Genomic DNA, 18,804 nt, shown 5'->3' with positions numbered 1-18,804 from the left:
GGGCCAGCGGATTGACCCGGCGGGGCGCTGCGGTATGGTCTGCCGACCCATGGCTGATCGAGGAGCGTGCACGTGTTCTACCGGGCCAGTCTGCAGGCTGCTGCAGCCCTTGCATCCCTGTCTTTGCTGGCCGGCTGCGGTCTGCTTCCCGGCGGCGATTCGGACGTGGAACAGAAGCTGTCGGTCGGGACCACCAGCTCACCGTCCACGCTCGACCCCGCCGCGGCATGGGACGGCTCCTGGGAGCTGATGCGCAATGTGTTCCAGACCCTGGTGAGCTTCCCCACCGGCAGTACGAGCCCTGAGCCCGACGCCGCGGACAACTGCCGCTTCACCGACATGACCAGCACCGCCTACCGCTGCGAACTCCGCAAGGGGCTGAAGTTCTCCAACGGGGACAAGCTCGACGCCGAGGCCGTGAAGTACTCCATCGACCGGATCAGGACCATCGCGGTCAAGGGCGGCCCGGTGGGCATGCTCGGCTCGCTCGACCGGGTGGAGACCAAGGGCGACGACGTCGTCATCTTCCACCTGAGCAAGCCTGACGCCACCTTCCCGTTCGTGCTGGCCACGCCCGCCATGTCGCTCGTGGCGCCCAGCGCGTACTCGGAGCACAAGATCCGCGACGACGGCAAGGTCACCGGGTCCGGCCCCTACCTGCTCGACGACTACAAGCAGGGCGACCGTTCCGAGCTGGTGCGGAACCCCGATTACAAGGGCTTCGCCGACCGCAAGAACGACGCGGTGACCATCCGGTACTTCAAGGAGTCCGGCGCCATGGTCACGGCGCTCAAGAAGAACGAGATCGACGCCACGTACCGCGGTCTGGGTGCCGAGGAGGTCGTGAACCTCGAGGACAACAAGGACGCCGACAGTGATCTCCAGATCGTCGAGTCGGTCGGCGCCGACATCCGCTTCCTGGTCTTCAACCCGGAGGACCCGGCAGCCGGGAACCCGGCCGTCCGGCGCGCGATAGCCCAGCTCGTGGACCGTGACGCGCTGGTGGCCAAGGTCTACCGGGGAACTGCCGAGCCGCTCTACTCCATGGTTCCCAAGGGCATCGCGGCGCACACCACGAGCTTCTTCGACACCTTCGGCGACCCGGACAGGAAGAAGGCCGAGAAGATCCTCACCAAGGCGGGCATCACCGAGCCGGTCGCGATGACGTTCTGGTTCACGACCGACCGCTACGGATCCTCGACGGCCCCCGAGTTCGCCGAACTCAAGCGCCAGCTGGAAGCTTCCGGGCTGTTCAGGATCACCCTGAAGAGCCAGCCCTGGAAGACCTTCCAGGAGGGCTTCACCAAGGGCCAGTACCCCGTCTTCGGGCGCGGCTGGTTCCCGGACTTCCCGGACCCCGACAACTTCATCGCCCCGTTCGTCGGCAAGGAAAGCGTCACCGGCATGCCCTACGTGAAGAACGAGATCACGAACCAGCTGCTGCCCCAGTCCCGCAAGGAGAGCGACCGCGGCGCGGTCAGCAAGCAGTTCGAGCGGGCCCAGGAGATCCTCGTCGACGATGTCCGGCTGCTGCCGCTGTGGCAGGGCAAGCTCTATGTCGCCGCGGGCGAGGACATCGGCGGCGGCGAGCGCGCGCTGGACCCGCAGACGGTCATGCAGATGTGGGAGCTGTACCGCAAGGCCAGCTGGTAGCCGGCCCGCCGACAACGGACCCCGGGGGCTCCCCGGGGTCCGTTGTCAGTGGGCCCCGGTAGGTTCTGGGATCAAGAACCTGATTGCTTACCGGAGGTTGTTGACGTGACCGACACCTACCCGCTGCCCGAGTCCTGGCGCGGCGTCCTCGGCGACGAGCTCGATAGCCCCTATTTCAGGGAGCTCACGGAATTCGTCGAGAAGGAGCGGGCCGACGGACCGGTCTATCCGCCCCGGGAGCAGGTGTTCGCGGCTCTGGAGGCGACCCCGTACGACAAGGTGAAGGTCCTGGTCCTCGGCCAGGACCCGTACCACGGCGAGGGCCAGGGGCACGGCCTGTGCTTCTCCGTGCGGCCGGGCGTGAAGACGCCGCCCTCCCTGCGCAACATCTACAAGGAGATGAAGGAGGAGCTCGGCCTGCCGGTCCCGGACAACGGGTATCTGATGCCGTGGGCCGAGCAGGGCGTGCTCCTCCTCAACGCGGTGCTGACGGTGCGTGCCGGTGAGGCCAACTCCCACAAGGGCAAGGGCTGGGAGAAGGTCACCGACGCGGTGATCCGCGCCGTCGCCGCACGGCCCGACCCGGCGGTCTTCGTGCTCTGGGGCAACTACGCGCAGAAGAAGCTGCCGCTGATCGACGAGGAGCGCCACGTGGTGGTGAAGGGTGCGCACCCCTCACCGCTCTCGGCGAAGAAGTTCTTCGGCTCGCGTCCGTTCACCCAGATCAACGAGGCGGTCGAGTCGCAGGGCCACCGGCCCATCGACTGGCGCATCCCCGACCTGGGCTGAGGGCGCGCCGGAGCCTGAGTGCGAATGTCCGCCACGGCGGCTAGCGTCGAACCGGCTGCAACCGGAGGGTACCGGCACGGATCGGCAGGTTCCGTCGGGAAGCGGCCGGAGTGTGCCGGGACCGATCGGCCGGGCGTGGGCGGACAGGTGCGAGGGAGACCGCGGTGACGGAGCAGCAGGAGGCGTCGCAGGACGTCGTCATGACCAGAATCGGCCAGGCGGTCATGTTGCTCCACGGTGGTGACCGGGAGGAGGCCCGCAACCGCTTCGGCGCCCTCTGGGCGGAGATCGGCGAGGGGGGTGACGCCTGGCACCGGTGCACCCTCGCGCACTACATGGCCGACACCCAGGACGATCCCGGCGACGAACTGGCCTGGGACCTGCGGGCCCTCACCGCCGCACAGACGCTGACCGGCGAGGGCATGGCCGGGCACCGGGACGCGCTCGCCGTGCGCGCCTTCCGTCCCTCGCTGCACCTCAACCTCGCGGCGGACTACGTGAAACTCGAGCGCCCCGCCGCCGCCCGGATCCATCTGGACCGGGCCCGGCAGGCCTCGGGAGTCCTCGCCGACGACGGTATGGACGACGGGTACGGAGGAGGCGTCCGGGCCGCCATCGGGCGGCTCGAGCGGCGACTGCGGGAGTTCTGACCGCCCGCCCCCGGGCACGTGTCCCGTGGCCGGGGCGGGCGGTTTCCGGTGGCCCGCCGGGCGGGTCACCGGTCCTGGTGCCGGTCCGCCGCGTCAGCGGCCGTAGGTGTCGTCGCAGATTCGCGACTGCGGGCTGCCCGCGGGCCAGTGCCCGTATCCCCGGCCGAGCGCACACACGTCCGCCCCGGTGACGGGCGCCGGCAGGGCGGGAGCGGGCACGGGCGGGGCGGCCCGGCGCGGCTGCGGACGGGCCTGGGCGGGGCGGCGCCGCTGCGGGAGCCGCGGTTCGTCCCGGCGCGCTGCCTCAGGCGCCGGGGCGGCCCGGCGGGAAGCCCTGGCCGAGGGCTTCGGATCCGGCAGCGCCTCCAGCGTGTCGCGTACCGGGGGCCGGATGATCTGCGGGGCCAGGTGCTGCGCCGGCCGACTGCTCTCCGGGCGCGCCGGTGCGCTCGGCTCCGGTTGTACGGACACACACCCGGACAGGGCCGTGACAGCCACGCCGACCAGGAGTTTCACGGTGGTTCTGGTTCGATGCACCTGATCAACTCTGCGGTGCGGGAGGCCCGTCGGGGGCACCGCGAGGCCCGGATTGGCCCGCACGAGTGACCCGGTCAGCATGACGCCCCCGCGTGTCGCCGGTGGTCGGCGACCGCGCCCTATCCCACTGCGCCCAGCATCCCGCGCAGCAGCTCGCCGAAGCCGGTGCGCAGTTCCGCCTCGGTCGGAACGGAGCGGTGGTAGGAGCCCGCGGCGCACGAGAACATCAGCCCCTCGCACCAGGCCACCAGGGACAGGGCGTGCCGTTCCGGTTCGGGCGATCCCGCCGCCGTCATCAGCGCCTCCAGCGGTTCGCGGAACTGCCGGCCCGTCGCGTCGTAGAACGCGCGCAGTTCGGGACGCCGGGTGGCCTCCAGTGCGAGTTCGTAGCGGCAGACGAGCAGGTCCGGGTGGCGGGTCAGATAGCGGTGGAGCGCCGCCGCGAGACCTGCGATCAGGGCGTCGGGGCCGGGGGGAGCGGCCGGTCCGGACGGACCGGGCGGCGTGGACCCGCCGCCTTCCGTGGCCCCGCCCGGTGTCGCGCCCGGCGTCGGGAGTTCTCCGGGGGCGAGGACCCGGGCCTCGCGTTCGGCCAGCCGTCGCACCGTCGCTTCCAGCAGGGACTGCCGCGTACGGGCGTAGTTGGACGTCGACCCCTGCGGAAGGCCCGCGCGCTCGTCCACCGCGCGATGGGTCAGACCCCGCATGCCGCGTTCGGTGAGGAGCGCCAGTGCGGCGTCGGTGATGAGCGAGGCCCGGGAGGAGCCGGCGGCGGTGCGTGTGGCCATGGGGTCAACCTACCGCTCTCACTACACCTGTAGTAGCTTGACTGTGGCACTACAGGTGTAGTTCCCGAGAGGTGAGGAGGAGCCATGGACGCGCCACGCGCGGTCGTCATCGGCAGCGGAATCGGTGGCCTCACGGCAGCGGTGGCGCTGCACCGTTCCGGCTGGCAGGTCACGGTCCTGGAGCGGGCCGGTTCGCTCCAGCCCGTCGGGGCCGGCATCGGTCTGGCCCCCAACGCCCAGCGCGCCCTGGACGTCATCGGTCTCGGCGACGAGATCAGGTCCCTGGCGGCCTGGCAGGGCGCGGGAGGCATGCGCGGCCCGGACGGCCGCTGGCTCTCCCGGACGGACAGCACCGCCGCCGCCGAGCGGTTCGGCGGCCCCCTCGTCCTGGTCCACCGGGCCACCCTGATCGACCGGATCGCCGCCCGACTGCCCGCATCCGCCATCCGTACCGACTGCCCCGCGTACCTCGTGGACCCGGGTGTCGCAGGGGGCAGGCGTGCCATGATCCGGACGGCGGACGGGACGACCGAAGCGGATCTCGTCGTCGGCGCCGACGGCATCCACTCCGGCGTGCGCGGCGCCATGTTCCCGGACCACACCGGTCCGTCCTACGCCGGATTCACCACCTGGCGCGTCGTCGTGCCCGCGCCGCCCGAGCCCTTCGCCCCGCACGAGACCTGGGGCCGCGGCGCCCTGTGGGGCACCCAGCCGCTCAAGGACGGCCGCATCTACGCGTACGCCGCGGCCGTCGCCCCGGCGGGGGAGCGCGCCGACGACGAACGGGCGGAACTGCTGCGCCGCTTCGGCGACTGGCACACCCCGGTCCCGGAGATCATCGCCGCCGCCGGGCCCGAGGACGTGCTGCGCAACGACGTGTACCAGATGAACCGCCCGCTGCCCGCCTTCCACCGCGGGCGCACCGTCCTCGTGGGGGACTCCGCCCACGCGATGGCGCCCACCCTGGGCCAGGGCGGCAACCAGGCCATCGAGGACGGGATCGTGCTCGCCCACCACGTGGCGCCCGGCAGGGACCTCGGCGCGGGCCTGGCCGGGTACACCGCAGACCGGCTGCCGCGGACCACCGCCGTCGTCCGCAAGGCCGCACAGGTCACCCGGCTGATGCGGCTGAGCTCCGCCCCGGCCGTCGCCGTAAGGGACTTCGTGATGTCCACCCTCTCCCGGCTCGGACCGGGGCTCGTCCTGCGCACCTTCGACGGCATCGCCGACTGGCGGCCGCCGCAGCACACGTATGCTGCCGGGACGAAGGACGCGCAGGCCCGGCCGCGGTCGGCCTCCCCGGAGGAGGACCGCGACGTGCGGCGCTGAACAGCGAGAAGGAGACCCTGTGAAGGTCGGCTGCATCGGGCTCGGCGACATCGCGCAGAAGGCGTATCTGCCGGTACTCACCACCCTGCCGGGGGTCGAACTGCATCTGCAGACCCGCACCCCCGCCACCCTCTCCTCGGTCGCCGCCGCCCACCGCATCCCGGCCGCCCAGTGCCACGCGGACCTCGACTCGCTGATCGCCCAGGGCCTGGACGCGGCGTTCGTACACGCCCCGACCGCCGCGCACCCGGAGATCGCGGGACGGCTGCTCGAAGCGGGTGTCCCCACCTACGTCGACAAGCCGCTGGCCTACGAACTCGCCGAGTCCGAGCGTCTGGTGGAGCTCGCCGAGGCACGCGGTGTCAGCCTCGCGGTCGGCTTCAACCGACGGGTGGCGCCCGGCTACGCGCAATGCGTCGAGCACCCGCGCGACCTGATCCTCATGCAGAAGAACCGGGTCGGGCTGCCGGAGGAGCCGAGGACCATGGTCCTCGACGACTTCATCCACGTGGTCGACACGCTGCGGTTCCTTGCTCCCGGGCCGGTCGAGCACACCGTCGTCCGGGCCAGGATCCGTGACGGCCTCATGCACCACGTCGTGCTCCAGCTCTCGGGGGACGGCTTCACCGCCATCGGGGCGATGAACCGGCTCAGCGGCTCGACCGAGGAACGGCTGGAGGTCTCGGGCCAGGACTCCAAGCGCGAAGTGGTCAACCTCGCCGAGGTCATCGACCACAAGGGCCAGCCGAGCCTGCGGCGGCGCGGTGACTGGGTGCCGGTGGCCCGCCAGCGCGGTATCGAGCAGAGCGTGTGGTCGTTCCTGGACGCCGTCCGGGCCGGGAAGCTGCTGAGCGCCCGGGACGCCCTGGAGACGCACGAACTGTGCGAGCGCGTGCTGCGGGACCTCGACTGCGCGTGACGCCTACGGGGCGCGCCCGGCCGGCCCGCACGCCCCCGTCCCGGCGGTGCGGAGTCGGCGACCCGGTGCGGGGTCCCTTGACGGCTCCGGATGCGTGCGCGACGGCACCGATGCAGGCTGGGGGGATCGACCGTCGGCCCGTGGAGGTGACCTCGTGAAGTCCCACCGCGAGCCGGAGGGCTGGGGCGCGCTCCAGCCGCCTCCGGGGTACTACTCGTCCGACGGGCGCCCGCCCGACGCCATGCAGCGTGCACTGATCCTCGACTGGGCGGTCAACCAGCGGATCGCGAGCGGCTGGCGTGTGGAGTCCCGCTCCGAGACCCAGGTCGTCATGGTCCGGGGCCGGCCGCCCAACCATGTGCTGCACGCCGTGCTCACGGCCCTCACCTGCTTCCTCTGGGGCGCGGTGTGGCTGGTCCTGGGCGTGACCAGCAAGGTCGAACGGGTCGCGCTCACCGTGGACGCCATGGGTGACATCGTCACGGTGCACGGACCGGGCCGCGCCACCGTCTGAGGCCCGGGCTCACTGGGGCGCCGTCTCCGCCGTCTCCGCCGTCTCCGCCGGGGTCTCCGCGGCCGTACCGGTGGAGCCCTCCGACCTCGCACCGCCTGCCGGGGCGACCGCTCCCGCCGGCTCCGGCTCCCCCCGCCCGCGCACCGCCCGTAGACCTTCGAAGGCGCAGAAGGCGGCCAGCACTCCCAGCGCGCCGTACAGCGGCCAGTCGCCCAGCCGGACGTACAGCGTCGTGCCCCGGGCCAGCGGCACGCCGTACACCGCGGCGCCGCTCGTGTCCGTACCGAGCGGAGACCCGACACGCTGCCCCTGCGGGCCGTACACCGCACTGACACCCGTGAGCGTGGCGTGCACCATCGGACGGCCGTTCTCGGCGGCCCGCAGCGCTCCCAGCGAGGCGTGCTGGCCGGGCGCCCAGCCGTGCTGGAAGGACGACGTGGACGACTGGGCGATCAGGAGCCGGGCGCCGTCACGGGTCAGCCGCCGGCTCATGTCGGGGAACGCGGACTCGAAGCAGACCAGCGGACCGATGCGCAGCCCGTGCGCGCCGGGCGGCGTCATCGTCACGGGGCCCGTGCCGCGCAGCCGGTCCTCGCCCGCCGCCTTGCCCATCGACGTGGCCCACCCGAGCGCCGAGCGGGCGGGGATGTACTCCCCGAAGGGAACGAGGCGCATCTTGTCGTAGCGGTCCCCGGTCAGTCCCTGCGGACCCACCAGCACAGCGCTCTTGAAGATTCCGGTCCGCCCCGACGCATCGGTCTGTCTGGCATCAACGTTCACCAGCACATCCGCTCCCACCAGGCGCGACAGCGCGGCGATCCTGGCAGTGACGTCGGGCCGCCGGACCGGATCGGCGCCGACGCTGCTCTCACCCCACACGACCAGGTCGAGGTCCCGGCCCGCCAGTGAGCGTGTCAGTTCCTCGCTGCGTGCGAACCGCCGCTGCACGCTGCCGGGCCCCTCGATGACACCGGGCTGCACGACGGCGATCCGTGCCGTCCCGGACGGTTCGGGCCGCGGCGCCCACACCCACACCGCACCCACGGCCACGGCGCCCGCCACGAGCGTGGCGACGGCCGCCGCGCGGGCGGCGGGAGCGGTGAGCAGCAGGGCGAGAGCCGTGTTCACGGCGACCACCAGCAGGCTCACCAGCCAGACCCCGCCCACCGAAGCCAGCCGGAGCGCCGGCGGCACCTGCCACTGGCTGGCGCCGAGGAGCCCCCAGGGGCCGCCGAGCCCTTCCCACGACCGGACCGCCTCGATCATCAGCCAGCCGCACGGCACCACGATCACGGCCGCCACGACGCGCGCACCGGATACCGGCCCGCGCAGGAGCCGGGAGACCAGTAGCCCCCACGGGGCCCACAGCAGACCCAGCAGGGCCGCCAGCACCACGATGAACACATGCAGGCTCGGCATCAGCCAGTGGTGGACGGCCAGCATGTAGCCCGCCCCGCCGAGCCAGCCGTCGAGCGCCGCCCTGCGCCCCGTGCCGGCTGACCGGATCAGCAGCAGCAACGGGACCAGTGCGACGTACGCGAACCACCACAGCCCCGGTGCGGGGAAGGCCAGCGCGGGCAGCGCGCCGGCCAGGAGCGCGGCGCCACCGCGGCCCAGGGGTGAGCCGAGTATCCGTCCGCCCCACGCGCGCCCCACGACCCCGCTCGGCATACCGCGCCTCCTCGGCCTGCCGGGTGGCAGGCAGTGTCCGGAATCCGTTTCCCCTGTCGTTCCCCCAGTGTGGGGCAGCGGAGGCGGGTCGGGGCGGTTCACCAGGCGGTTCGCCCGCCGGATCATCCGGCGGCGAGGGAGCCCGACAGGTCCCGCCACTTCTCATGGACCGTCACGCCCTGGATCCGCCAGCCGTCGTCGGTACGCAGCAGCTCGAAGGCGTAGCGCCCGCCGGAGACGAAGTTCGGGGCGGTCGGACGGTCCGCCGAGCCGGTGTCTGCGCCCCGCTCCTCCTCCGGTCCGCTCACGAGCCGCATCGGGTTCATGTAGTCGGCCTGCAGCCGTGCACGGTCGCCCGGATAGCCGCCGAGGTCCTGAAGGTCCAGGCGCCGGTTGACGATCAGATGCTGCCGTACGGGAAAGAGCAGCATGGTCTCCGAGAGCCAGTCCGCGACCTCGGCGGCGGGTCCCTCGATGCCGCCCGCGGTGCGGTAGTCGGCGCGGCCGTCCGCGGTGAACAGGGCCCGGTAGTCCGCCCACTCACCGTCGTCCACCGCCACGGCGTAGCCGGTGATCACTGCATCGATGGAGAGCCGGTCCATCACGGTCGAGAGATCCACACGCTGCGTCATCGAGTCAGTGTGGGCCCCTGGGCGCCAGGGGCCAAGTGCCGTGCACCGGCGACGGCCCGCGAACGGCGGGATCCGGCCGGGAGCAGCCTCCGAAGGGCTCGGTGACGCCGCCGCGCAGCAGGTCAGCAGGGCACCACGGCCACCGGCCCCAGCGCGTGCGTGAGCGTGGTCTGCGCGACCGGGGAGAGCCCGAGCCCGAGCGACTCGCCGCCCTTGCGCCGGCCGATCACCGTCAGGGCCGCGGTCGCCGACGCGGTGACCAGCGTGCGGGACGCGGAGCCGTGGACGGGCTCCTTCACGACCTCGACCTGCGGATACTTATCGCGCCGGCCCGCTGTCAGCTCGGCGAGCGACCGCTCCGCGGAGTCGGCCGCCGCCTCCCGGTCGAAGACGGGGCCGCCGGAGAGCATCGACGAGAACATCGTCCAGCCGTGCACGATCCGCAGCCGCGCACCGGGCCGGGCTGCCGCCGTCTCGAAGGCGAACTCCAGCACCGCCTCGCTGCTCTCGTCCGCGGCCACCCCCGCGACGATGTCCCGGAAGACCTCCGGGGTGCTCCCGTCCGGCTCCTCGTCCGGCCGCCCGCCGTGGATGACGACCACGGGACACATGGCCATCGCGGCGGTCGCCAGGCTGTTGGAGCCCAGCATCAGGGAACGGAACCCGCCCAGTCCGCGGGAACCGACCACCACCAGCGACGCGTCGCGGCTGAGCGAGACCAGCGCCGCCGAGGGGAAGTCGAGCGGTGAGAGCGTCGTGGGGCCCAGCCCGGGAGCGATCCGTTCCACGCGCTGTACGGACCGGGCGAGGAGTTCCTCCGCCTCGCGCTGCTGCGCCTCCTGGCCGGTACGCCGGGTCAGGAGGCGCACGTGCACGACCACCAGCGGAAGCCCCCGCACGGACGCCTCACGGGCCGCCCAGTCCAGCGCGTCGTCGCTGTGCGTGGACCCGTCGACCGCGGCGATCACGGGAAGCTCGGTTCCGGTCATGCATGCCTCCTGAGTGCGGTGGTGCGTGCCCCGGCTCCCGCACGCCCGCGTGGCGCCCGCAGAGCCCCCGGGCCCGTTCCTCCGGACCCGGCCGGCCTGCCCCGTACGCTACGGCCGCTCGGCGCCCGTCGCAGGGGAGGCGCGACGGGGCCGGTGTGCGCCGGTCCGGCGCGGCTGACGACGGACGCCGGTTGTCCTCGTCGGCCGGTGCGCCTGCACCTATGCTCGCGGGATGGAGCAGAGCGAAGTCGTGAAACGTGTGATCGGCATCCTCACCGAGGCGGGCGAGATGCGCCGCCTCTTGGAGGAGGACCCGGACCGTGACGACCCCAGCACCGATTCGACCGTGGTGACCGCCCTTCTCAACGAGACGATGCCACGGATCGCGATTCCCGAGGACGCCACGATCGAGGACGTGGTGGCGCTGGTCGGCCGCGAGGTCGGAGGGGCGGTGGAGCAACTCGTCGGGGCGTTCACCCTGGCGTTCGCGATGCTGGCGCAGGTGCACGATTCGGGGCAGACGGACGTGTCGTCCGCCGATGTGCTCCAGGACCTCGCCCTGCGGGCCGAGCAGTTCGGTTCCGAGGGGCCAGGAGGCCCGGGGGACACGGAGGCGTAGACGGCGGGTGAGCCCAGGGAGCCGGGGACGCGGAGGCGCGGAACGACGGGGGAGCCGGGGACGCGGAGGCGCGGAACGACGGGAGAGCCGGACGCCGTACTGGGCATACTCGGCGTCATGCGTATCGACTTCGATCCCGGCGCCACCGACACCGGCACGTTCTACCGGCTGCTCACCGCCGTGGTCGTTCCCCGGCCCATCGCGTGGATCTCCACGATCACCCCGGACGGTGAGACGGCCAATCTGGCTCCCCACTCCTTCTTCACCATCGCGTGCGTCAGCCCGCCCGTCGTGCAGTTCACCTCGGTCGGGCGCAAGGACACCCTGCGCAACATCGAGGCGACGGGCTCCTTCGTCGTGAACTTCGCCCCGGAACACCTCTTCGAGCAGATCAACGCCACGGCGACCGACTTCCCGCGCGGCATCAGCGAGTTCGAGGCCGTGGGCGTCGAGCGGGAGCCCAGTCTGCGGGTGAAGCCGCCGCGCGTGGCGGGGGCTCCCGTCGCGCTCGAGTGCGAGCTGCACAGCACGGTCCTGCTCGGCGACTCCACCGTGGTGTTCGGACGGGTGGTGCACGCCGCGGTCGACGAGGACGTCATGACGGACGGGCATCCGGAAGTCACCGCCCTCCGCCCGCTGACCCGGCTGGGCAAGGACGAATGGGGCACCTTCGGAGGTGTACGGGAGATCTCCCGCGTCCCGTACACCCGCTGGCAGGAGGACCGCGACGTCCGCTGACGGGGCTGTGCAGGCGAATGCCGGGCGGACCGGGCGACGGCGGCTACGGCTGGGCCCGGTACAACGGATACTCTCAGCATGCCTCGTCGGATACCGGTGCCCTGGTGGGTGTGGGGCCGGGACGGTGCCACACCCCGTCGCCGCCGCTTTCCGAAGGACCGGACGGCGTCCCGGGGCCCTCAAAGCAACTGCGAAGCAACAGGAGACCCCGATGGCTGATACCCCGCCCCGCCAGGTTCAGCGGCGCTCGGACGAGAGCGCGGCGGGCTCGGTGTCCGAGGCCCCGGGCCGTACCGAGGCCGTACCGACACCGCGCTACCAGGGGCTGTTCGTCGAACCCGATCTTCCGCCCTTCGCCGAGACCGAGTGACACCACCCGCGTCGAGGCCCGCGCTGCCCCCGTACCCGCTCCGGCGGGGACGGGGGCAGCCCGGCATTCGGGCCCCTCGTGCTCGCGGACGCAGCCCTCAGGCCGCCGCGAAGTCATGGGCCGCGGCACCCTGCCACTCGACGAGCGACGGGGTGTCCAGGGCCCTTGCGGGGTCCGCCATCCCGGCGTCGGCGAGGAACACGATGACATCGTGATCGCTGTGCGCGAGCCCCAGCCGCTCCTCGCGGCCCGCGATGTGCACGGTGACGAGCCGGGCGCCTGACGGTGTCGGTCGGTGGATGACAATCGGGGGAGTAGCCATACCTCCAGCGTGGCCCCAGGCGCCCGCGCCCGCATCCGGTTCGGATGCGGGCAGGATCGTCCGGGCCCTCCGGCCGGCTCTCGGCCCCGTTCCCCCGGGCCGAACGGCAGCCGGTCAGCCCGCGGACTCACCCGCGTGCGGGCTCAGGGACCCCGCGCCGACCAGGATGAACAGCACGATGCCCAGAATGATCCGGTAGATCACGAACGGCATGAAGCTCTTGGTCGTGATGAACTTCATGAACCAGGCGATGACCACGTATCCCACGCCGAACGCGATGAACGTCGCGAAGATCGTCGGGCCCCAGGACACATGGCCCTCGCCCGCGTCCTTCAGCTCGAAGACACCGGAGGCGAGTACAGCCGGGATCGCGAGCAGGAACGAGTAACGTGCCGCCGCCTCACGGGTGTACCCCATGAGCAGACCGCCGCTGATCGTCGCGCCCGAGCGGGAGACGCCCGGGATGAGGGCCATGGCCTGGCAGAAGCCGAAGATCAGGCCGTCCTTGACGCCGAGCTCCTTGAGCGACTTGCGCTCCTTGACGGCCCGGTGCTTGCCGCCGGCCTCGTCGCGTGCGGCCAGGCGGTCGGCGATGCCGAGGACGATGCCCATCACGATCAGCGTGGTGGCGATCAGTCGCAGATCGCGGAACGGGCCCTCGATCTGGTCCTTGAACGTCACGCCGAGCACGCCGATGGGAATCGAGCCGACGATGACCAGCCAGCCCATCTGTGCGTCGTGGTCGCCGCGCATAGAACGGTCCGTCAGCGACTTGAACCACGCCGAGACGATGCGGACGATGTCCTTGCGGAAGTAGATCAGGACTGCGGCCTCCGTGCCGATCTGGGTGATCGCGGTGAACGCCGCGCCAGGATCGTGCCAGCCGGCGAATGCCGCGGTGAGCCGCAGATGCGCGCTGGAGGAGATCGGCAGGAACTCGGTCAGTCCTTGAACGAGGCCGAGGACGAACGATTCGAACCAGCTCATGGGGCTTGGGCCATCCCGGAGTGATCATGCATCGGCCGACGGCGTCGAGCCGTCGGCGGCGTGCGGATTGCGGTCGTGCGATGACAGGGCCGCACCGGGCCCGGAGATCGTCAGTCGGTCGCGGGCAGCGTATCGCCCCCGGATGAACGGAGGGACGACTACCCCCGTGCAGCCCGCCGCATCACTGCGCTCGATCCGCGCCGAACCGGCGGCGCCGCCGCCAGGCGACGACGGCCCCGCCCGCGCCCGTCAGCACGATGAAGCCCATCGCGGCCAGGAAGGCCGGTGACGTGGGCGAGGCGGCCTCGCTCCCCGCCACGACGTACGCCGCCGTGTTCGGGATCGACCCGAGGCCCGTCGCGACGAGGAACGGCGGGTACCCCATGCGTGAGACCGCCGCGCAGTAGTTGGCCGCGGCGAACGGCACCCCGGGGAACAGGCGCAGCGCCAGCATCGAGCGGAAGCCGTGCCTGCTCAGCTGGCCGTCCGCCGCGCGCATCCAGCGCCCGCGAAGCAGCGTACGCAGTGCCTCCTGGCCCAGTACCCGGCCGAGCATGAACGAGATGCCCGCGCCCAGCACCGTGCCCGCCAGGGCCGCCGCCAGCCCCGCCTGCGAGCCGAACAGCGCACCGGCGGCCAGGTTGAGCAGCGGTCTCGGCACGAAGGCCACCGTGCAGACGCCGTACGCGAGGCCGAAGAGCACGACCGCGGCGGCCCCGCCGCTCAGCTGGGCCGGCCAGCCCGAGGAGAGCAGCCGCTGGGGCTCCAGGAGCAGCATCGTGGACGCGGCGGCCAGCAGGACGGCCACGAGCAGGGAGAGGCGGGACCAGGGCGACAGCAGCACCCGCGTGCAGCGCACGGCGAGGCCACCGGCGGGCCGGGCGGCAGGAACGGGGACGGGGTCGAGCATTCGGGGAGAGTAACCGAATCCCGTAGGTGATCGCCGTAATGTGACCGTTATGAGCCCTGGAGCCGAGCAGGCACCCGGTCTGCCCCGCAGCGTTCTCGCCGACACGGTGCTGGAGCGGCTGACCCTGCTGTACCCCACGGCCGCCGACCCCGTTCGCGCCCGGTCGGCCGCCGCGTACATGAAGCACGTCGCACCGTTCCTCGGCATTCCCACGCCCCGCCGCCGCGCCCTGTCCCGGTCCGTACTCGCAGGCACCGCACGCCCCGCGGAGCCGGACTGTGCCGCGATCGCGCTGCGCTGCTGGGCGCTGCCCGAGCGCGAGTACCAGTACTTCGCCGTCGACTACCTGCGCCGTCACGTCGCACACTGCTCGTCCGGATTCGTTCCGGTCCTGCGCCGTCTGGTCACGACCGTGCCCTGGTGGGACACCGTCGACCTCCTGGCCGCTCATGTCGCGGGACCGCTGGTGGCCGCCGACCCGGAGCTGCGGCGGACCATGGACGAGTGGATCGAGGACGACGACCTCTGGATCGTCCGCACCGCGCTGCTGCACCAGCTCCGCTTCAAGGAGGCCACCGACGCGCGCCGGCTCTTCGCCTACTGCCTGCGCCGCGCGGACCATCCCGACTTCTTCATCCGCAAGGCGATCGGCTGGGGCCTGCGCGAGTACGCGAAGACCGACCCGGAGGCCGTACGGGACTTCGTCGACGGCGCCCGGGACCGGCTGGCGCCGCTGTCCGTACGAGAGGCCACCAAGCACCTCTGAGGAGCGCCGGGCCCAACCCCCGTACCGTCCCCGGAAATTCGCTCGACGGCCCGACGGCCGTCGGAGATGATCGAGCCATGTTCCGGTACGCCTTCCTCGCAGCGCAGTCCGCAGTCGCGGACACGCCGAAGGCTGCCGTGAGCCCCCTCGCAGCAGTTGTCGCAGCAGCGTGCACCGCTGCCGCAGCGCCCCTCGGCGGCGCCCGAAGCTGACCCTCCCCCGACTGTCCGGCGGACCCCGCGAGGGGAGGGTCGGCCGGGCCTCGGGGTCCCCACTCCAGCTTCGCATCCCAAGGAATCCACCATGCCCAAGACGGCATACGTGCGCACCAAGCCGCACCTCAACATCGGCACGATGGGCCACGTCGACCACGGCAAGACCACCCTGACCGCCGCCATCACGAAGGTCCTCAGCGACCGGGGCACCGGCACGTTCGTCCCGTTCGACCGCATCGACCGGGCGCCCGAGGAGGCGCAGCGCGGCATCACCATCAACATCGCGCACGTCGAGTACGAGACCGGCACCCGCCACTACGCGCACGTCGACATGCCCGGACACGCCGACTACATCAAGAACATGGTCACCGGCGCCGCCCAGCTCGACGGGGCGATCCTCGTCGTCTCCGCGCTGGACGGGATCATGCCGCAGACCGCGGAGCACGTACTGCTCGCCCGGCAGGTGGGTGTCGACCACATCGTGGTCGCCCTCAACAAGGCGGACGCGGGTGACCCCGAGCTGACCGACCTGGTCGAGCTGGAGGTGCGCGAGCTGCTGTCCGCGCACGGGTACGGCGGTGACACCGTGCCCGTCGTGCGGGTGTCGGGCCTGCGGGCGCTGGAGGGCGACCCGCGGTGGACCGCGGCCGTCGAGGCGTTGCTCGACGCCGTCGACACGTACGTGCCCATGCCGGTGCGCTACACCGACGCGCCGTTTCTGCTGCCGGTGGAGAACGTCCTGACCATCACAGGCCGGGGCACGGTCGTCACCGGCGCCGTGGAGCGCGGCACCGTGCGTGTCGGCGACCGGGTGTCCGTGCTCGGTGCGGACATCGAGACGGTCGTCACCGGTCTGGAGACCTTCGGCAAGCCGATGGAGTCCGCCGAGGCCGGCGACAACGTCGCGCTGCTCCTGCGCGGTGTCGAGCGCGACCGGGTGCGACGCGGGCACGTCGTGGCGGCCCCCGGCAGCCTGACACCGAGCAGGCGCTTCACCGCGCAGGTGTACGTCCTGTCGGGGCGCGAGGGCGGCCGCACCACTGCGGTCGCCACCGGCTACCGGCCGCAGTTCTACATCCGCACCGCCGATGTCGTCGGCGACGTGGACCTCGGCGCGGCGGCGGTCGCGCGCCCCGGCGAGACGGTCACCATGACCGTCGAGCTCGGCCGTGACGTGCCGCTGGAGTCCGGCCTCGGCTTCGCCATCCGTGAGGGCGGCCGCACCGTCGGCGCGGGCACCGTCACCGGAGTGCTCTGAGGAGTACGGCTGTTCCGGGCCCGCCTCCCGTGTCCCACGGGAGGCGGGCCCGTCGACGCCGCGGCGGGGGAGGGCCGGACCGCACCGCACAATGGTGGCGTGAACGAGTCGATACCCGTCATCCGCGACGTGGACCACGGCACCGCCAGGCTGCTCCCCGACGTGGACCGGGAGCGGGCCTGGCTGCTCACGGTCGACGGCGCACCCCAGTCGTACGTCGACCTGGACGCGCCGGAGCACCTCGAGTTCGAGTACGCGCGACGCCTCGCCCACGTCGTGGACTGCGCGGCCGGAGCGGGTGCGGCGCTGGATGTCCTGCATCTGGGCGGCGGCGCCCTGACCCTGCCCCGCTACGTCGCCGCGACCCGGCCCGGCTCCCGTCAGGACGTGGCCGAGGCGGACCGCGCGCTGCTCGGCCTCGTCACGGAACACCTGCCGCTGCCCGGGCGCAGCGGAATCACCGTGCACGCGGCGGACGCCCGCAAGCAGCTGGAGGAGACGGCACCCGGCTCGGTGGACCTGGTGATCGCGGACGTCTTCGGCGGCTCGCGGGTGCCGGCCCATCTGACGTCCGTGCCCTACGCCCGGGCCGCGGCAAGGGCCCTGCGCGCGGACGGGATCTACGCGGCCAACCTGGCCGACGGTGCGCCCTTCGGCTTCGTCCGCTCGCAACTGGCGACCTTCGCGACCGTTTTCGGGGAGCTGGCCCTGATCGCCGAGCCCGCCGTGCTGCGCGGGAGGCGCTTCGGCAACCTGGTCCTCGTCGCGTCGCGGGAGCCCTTCGACACGGCCGCGCTCACCCGCCGCTGCGCCGCCGACGCGTTTCCGGCCCGCGTCGCGTACGGGGACGCGGTCGCCGCACTCCTCAAGGGCGCGCGGCCGGTGGGCGACGACGAGGCGGTCGCCTCACCCGAGCCGCCCGACGGGGCTTTCAGCATCGGCTGACGCCGGCGGGACCTTGGCCAGGACCTCGGTGGACGTGGTCCGGCGGGTCAGATTGCGTACGTCCGGTACGAACAGCACCGCGCCGGTGACCAGGACGACCAGGCACGCGCAGCCCCACAGCGCCTGGCTGCGGCCGACCAGCGACTCGACCGGGCCGGCGAGGGCGGTGGCGAGCGGCACCATGGCGACCGACCCGAACCAGTCGTACGCCGCGACGCGGGACAGCTTCTCCTCGGGGATCTCCTGGTGCATGGCCGTCATCCAGGAGACGCCGAACACCTCGATGGCCGCCCCGCTGACGAACATCACCAGACAGAGCCCCTCCACCGGCAGCGGGACGGCGAGCCCAGCCGAGGGCAGGGCGAGCGGGAAGACGCAGAGCGTTCCGGCGAGCAGCAGCCGCCGCGGCTTCCACCGGACCATGAGCAGCCCCCCGGCCACCGTGCCGACGCCGAAAGCGGCGAGCGCGAACCCCCAGGGAGACGGGCGCCCCCGAGCTCGTCCTGGGCGACCAGTGGCCCGTAGACCGCCTCCGCGGCCCCGACCGCGGCGACGACCACGGAGAACTGCGCGACGACGGCCCAGAGCCAGGGGCGCCCGATGAACTCCTGCCAGCCGTCCCGCAGATCGGCGAGGAGGCCGCCGCCCGGTTCCCGGGCCGGGATGTGGCTGACGTCGAGGAAGGCGCGCAGGGCACCGGCCAGGGCGAAGGCGGCGGCATCGACGGCCAGCACCCAGCCCGGATCCATCGCGGCGATCATGGCCCCGCCGAGCGCCGCGCCGCCGATGGCCGCGCCCTGCATGGCCATCCTGAACAGGGCGAAGGCGCGGCTCGCCTGTTCACCGCTGACGCTGGACATCAGCATGCCCTCGGCCGCGGGACTGAAGAAGGCCTGTCCGGTCCCGCACAGAGCGGTCAGCAGCATCATCTGCCAGAGCTGCGGGTCACCGGCCAGGACCAGCCAGGCGAAGACGCCCTGGGAGACACAGTTCAGGGTGTTGGCCGCGACCATCACGCGATGGCGCGGCAGCCGGTCGGCTATCGCCCCGCCGATCAGCAGGAAGAGCACCAGCGGCGCGGTCCTGGCGGCGGCCACCAGACCGACGTCGCCGGCGTCGCCGCCGGACTGCAGGACCGCGAACGCCGCCGCGATCAGCGCGCCATGGGTTCCCAGGCCGGTGATGATCGCGGCGGCGTTCGCG

General features: G+C 72.4%; 20 protein-coding genes and 1 pseudogene. 12 read left to right on the top strand and 9 right to left on the bottom strand.

From position 1 onward, the window contains the following. The first annotated feature begins 72 nt into the window (after positions 1 to 72). The 3 genes from JGS39_RS07295 (at position 73) to JGS39_RS07285 (ending at position 3,092) form a co-directional block, all read left to right on the top strand. Positions 73 to 1,653: an ABC transporter substrate-binding protein gene (locus JGS39_RS07295; protein ID WP_219567927.1), complete on the top strand. Its 1,581-nt coding sequence runs from the start codon at positions 73 to 75 to the stop codon at positions 1,651 to 1,653. Between the two features lie 105 nt (positions 1,654 to 1,758). Then, positions 1,759 to 2,442: a uracil-DNA glycosylase gene (locus JGS39_RS07290; RefSeq protein ID WP_219567926.1), complete on the top strand. Its 684-nt coding sequence runs from the start codon at positions 1,759 to 1,761 to the stop codon at positions 2,440 to 2,442. A 164-nt stretch (positions 2,443 to 2,606) separates the two neighbouring features. Further along, on the top strand, positions 2,607 to 3,092 hold the full coding sequence (locus JGS39_RS07285) for a hypothetical protein (protein ID WP_219567925.1): 486 nt from the start codon (positions 2,607 to 2,609) through the stop codon (positions 3,090 to 3,092). 93 nt (positions 3,093 to 3,185) lie between these two features. Here JGS39_RS07285 and JGS39_RS07280 read toward each other — a convergent pair whose 3' ends face one another. Continuing rightward, a complete protein-coding gene (locus JGS39_RS07280; protein ID WP_219567946.1) occupies positions 3,186 to 3,608 on the bottom strand; it encodes a hypothetical protein in 423 nt (140 codons plus the stop codon). A gap of 140 nt (positions 3,609 to 3,748) precedes the next feature. Then, positions 3,749 to 4,417, bottom strand: coding sequence for a TetR/AcrR family transcriptional regulator (locus JGS39_RS07275; RefSeq protein WP_219567924.1), 669 nt, complete (start codon positions 4,415 to 4,417; stop codon positions 3,749 to 3,751). An 84-nt stretch (positions 4,418 to 4,501) separates the two neighbouring features. Here JGS39_RS07275 and JGS39_RS07270 point away from each other — a divergent pair, with 84 nt between their 5' ends. The 3 genes from JGS39_RS07270 (at position 4,502) to JGS39_RS07260 (ending at position 7,179) form a co-directional block, all read left to right on the top strand. Continuing rightward, positions 4,502 to 5,746: an FAD-dependent monooxygenase gene (locus tag JGS39_RS07270; protein WP_219567923.1), complete on the top strand. Its 1,245-nt coding sequence runs from the start codon at positions 4,502 to 4,504 to the stop codon at positions 5,744 to 5,746. Between the two features lie 19 nt (positions 5,747 to 5,765). Continuing rightward, positions 5,766 to 6,665: a Gfo/Idh/MocA family protein gene (locus tag JGS39_RS07265; protein ID WP_219567922.1), complete on the top strand. Its 900-nt coding sequence runs from the start codon at positions 5,766 to 5,768 to the stop codon at positions 6,663 to 6,665. 154 nt (positions 6,666 to 6,819) lie between these two features. After that, on the top strand, positions 6,820 to 7,179 hold the full coding sequence (locus JGS39_RS07260; protein WP_219567921.1) for a DUF8108 domain-containing protein: 360 nt from the start codon (positions 6,820 to 6,822) through the stop codon (positions 7,177 to 7,179). 9 nt (positions 7,180 to 7,188) lie between these two features. Here JGS39_RS07260 and lnt read toward each other — a convergent pair whose 3' ends face one another. The 3 genes from lnt to JGS39_RS07245 all read right to left on the bottom strand — a co-directional run bounded on the left by lnt (position 7,189) and on the right by JGS39_RS07245 (position 10,471). Beyond that, the gene (lnt, locus tag JGS39_RS07255) at positions 7,189 to 8,850 is read right to left on the bottom strand and encodes an apolipoprotein N-acyltransferase (RefSeq protein ID WP_219567920.1); all 1,662 of its coding nucleotides are present in this window, start codon (positions 8,848 to 8,850) and stop codon (positions 7,189 to 7,191) included. Between the two features lie 122 nt (positions 8,851 to 8,972). Next, entirely contained in the window at positions 8,973 to 9,482 is a 510-nt protein-coding gene (locus JGS39_RS07250; RefSeq protein WP_219567919.1) for a nuclear transport factor 2 family protein, read from the bottom strand. A 122-nt stretch (positions 9,483 to 9,604) separates the two neighbouring features. Beyond that, positions 9,605 to 10,471 carry a universal stress protein gene (locus JGS39_RS07245; RefSeq protein WP_219567918.1) on the bottom strand — a complete coding sequence of 289 codons (867 nt, stop codon included), beginning with the start codon at positions 10,469 to 10,471 and terminating at the stop codon, positions 9,605 to 9,607. 232 nt (positions 10,472 to 10,703) lie between these two features. Here JGS39_RS07245 and JGS39_RS07240 point away from each other — a divergent pair, with 232 nt between their 5' ends. From JGS39_RS07240 to JGS39_RS07230, 3 genes are all read left to right on the top strand, one after another. Next, positions 10,704 to 11,090: a hypothetical protein gene (locus JGS39_RS07240; RefSeq protein WP_219567917.1), complete on the top strand. Its 387-nt coding sequence runs from the start codon at positions 10,704 to 10,706 to the stop codon at positions 11,088 to 11,090. A gap of 117 nt (positions 11,091 to 11,207) precedes the next feature. Continuing rightward, positions 11,208 to 11,828 carry a flavin reductase family protein gene (locus tag JGS39_RS07235; protein WP_219567916.1) on the top strand — a complete coding sequence of 207 codons (621 nt, stop codon included), beginning with the start codon at positions 11,208 to 11,210 and terminating at the stop codon, positions 11,826 to 11,828. 211 nt (positions 11,829 to 12,039) lie between these two features. After that, positions 12,040 to 12,198, top strand: a complete 159-nt coding sequence (locus JGS39_RS07230) for a hypothetical protein (protein ID WP_219567915.1) — start codon at positions 12,040 to 12,042, stop codon at positions 12,196 to 12,198. Positions 12,199 to 12,295: 97 nt separating this feature from the next. Here JGS39_RS07230 and JGS39_RS07225 read toward each other — a convergent pair whose 3' ends face one another. The 3 genes from JGS39_RS07225 to JGS39_RS07215 form a co-directional block, all read right to left on the bottom strand. Beyond that, complete coding sequence (locus JGS39_RS07225) at positions 12,296 to 12,520, bottom strand: hypothetical protein (protein WP_136326307.1); 225 nt, start codon at positions 12,518 to 12,520, stop codon at positions 12,296 to 12,298. Between the two features lie 114 nt (positions 12,521 to 12,634). Then, positions 12,635 to 13,507 carry an undecaprenyl-diphosphate phosphatase gene (locus tag JGS39_RS07220; protein ID WP_219567914.1) on the bottom strand — a complete coding sequence of 291 codons (873 nt, stop codon included), beginning with the start codon at positions 13,505 to 13,507 and terminating at the stop codon, positions 12,635 to 12,637. 181 nt (positions 13,508 to 13,688) lie between these two features. Then, positions 13,689 to 14,417, bottom strand: a complete 729-nt coding sequence (locus JGS39_RS07215; RefSeq protein WP_219567913.1) for a TVP38/TMEM64 family protein — start codon at positions 14,415 to 14,417, stop codon at positions 13,689 to 13,691. A 49-nt stretch (positions 14,418 to 14,466) separates the two neighbouring features. Here JGS39_RS07215 and JGS39_RS07210 point away from each other — a divergent pair, with 49 nt between their 5' ends. The 3 genes from JGS39_RS07210 (at position 14,467) to JGS39_RS07200 (ending at position 17,601) form a co-directional block, all read left to right on the top strand. Beyond that, positions 14,467 to 15,183, top strand: a complete 717-nt coding sequence (locus tag JGS39_RS07210; protein WP_219567912.1) for a DNA alkylation repair protein — start codon at positions 14,467 to 14,469, stop codon at positions 15,181 to 15,183. 303 nt (positions 15,184 to 15,486) lie between these two features. After that, positions 15,487 to 16,656 (top strand): elongation factor Tu, encoded by a 1,170-nt coding sequence (gene tuf, locus JGS39_RS07205; protein WP_219567911.1) that lies wholly within the window; start codon positions 15,487 to 15,489, stop codon positions 16,654 to 16,656. A 99-nt stretch (positions 16,657 to 16,755) separates the two neighbouring features. Then, the gene (locus tag JGS39_RS07200; RefSeq protein WP_219567910.1) at positions 16,756 to 17,601 is read left to right on the top strand and encodes a spermidine synthase; all 846 of its coding nucleotides are present in this window, start codon (positions 16,756 to 16,758) and stop codon (positions 17,599 to 17,601) included. Here the strand turns inward: JGS39_RS07200 and JGS39_RS07195 are convergent. Continuing rightward, a pseudogene (locus tag JGS39_RS07195) lies at positions 17,563 to 18,804 on the bottom strand (MFS transporter); the annotation flags it as partial. The gene JGS39_RS07200 and the pseudogene JGS39_RS07195 sit on opposite strands and share 39 nt — an antisense overlap.

It is taken from the genome of Streptomyces poriferorum (assembly GCF_019399235.1).
Lineage (GTDB): Bacteria > Actinomycetota > Actinomycetes > Streptomycetales > Streptomycetaceae > Streptomyces > Streptomyces poriferorum.
This window is presented reverse-complemented; position numbering and strand designations above follow the sequence as displayed.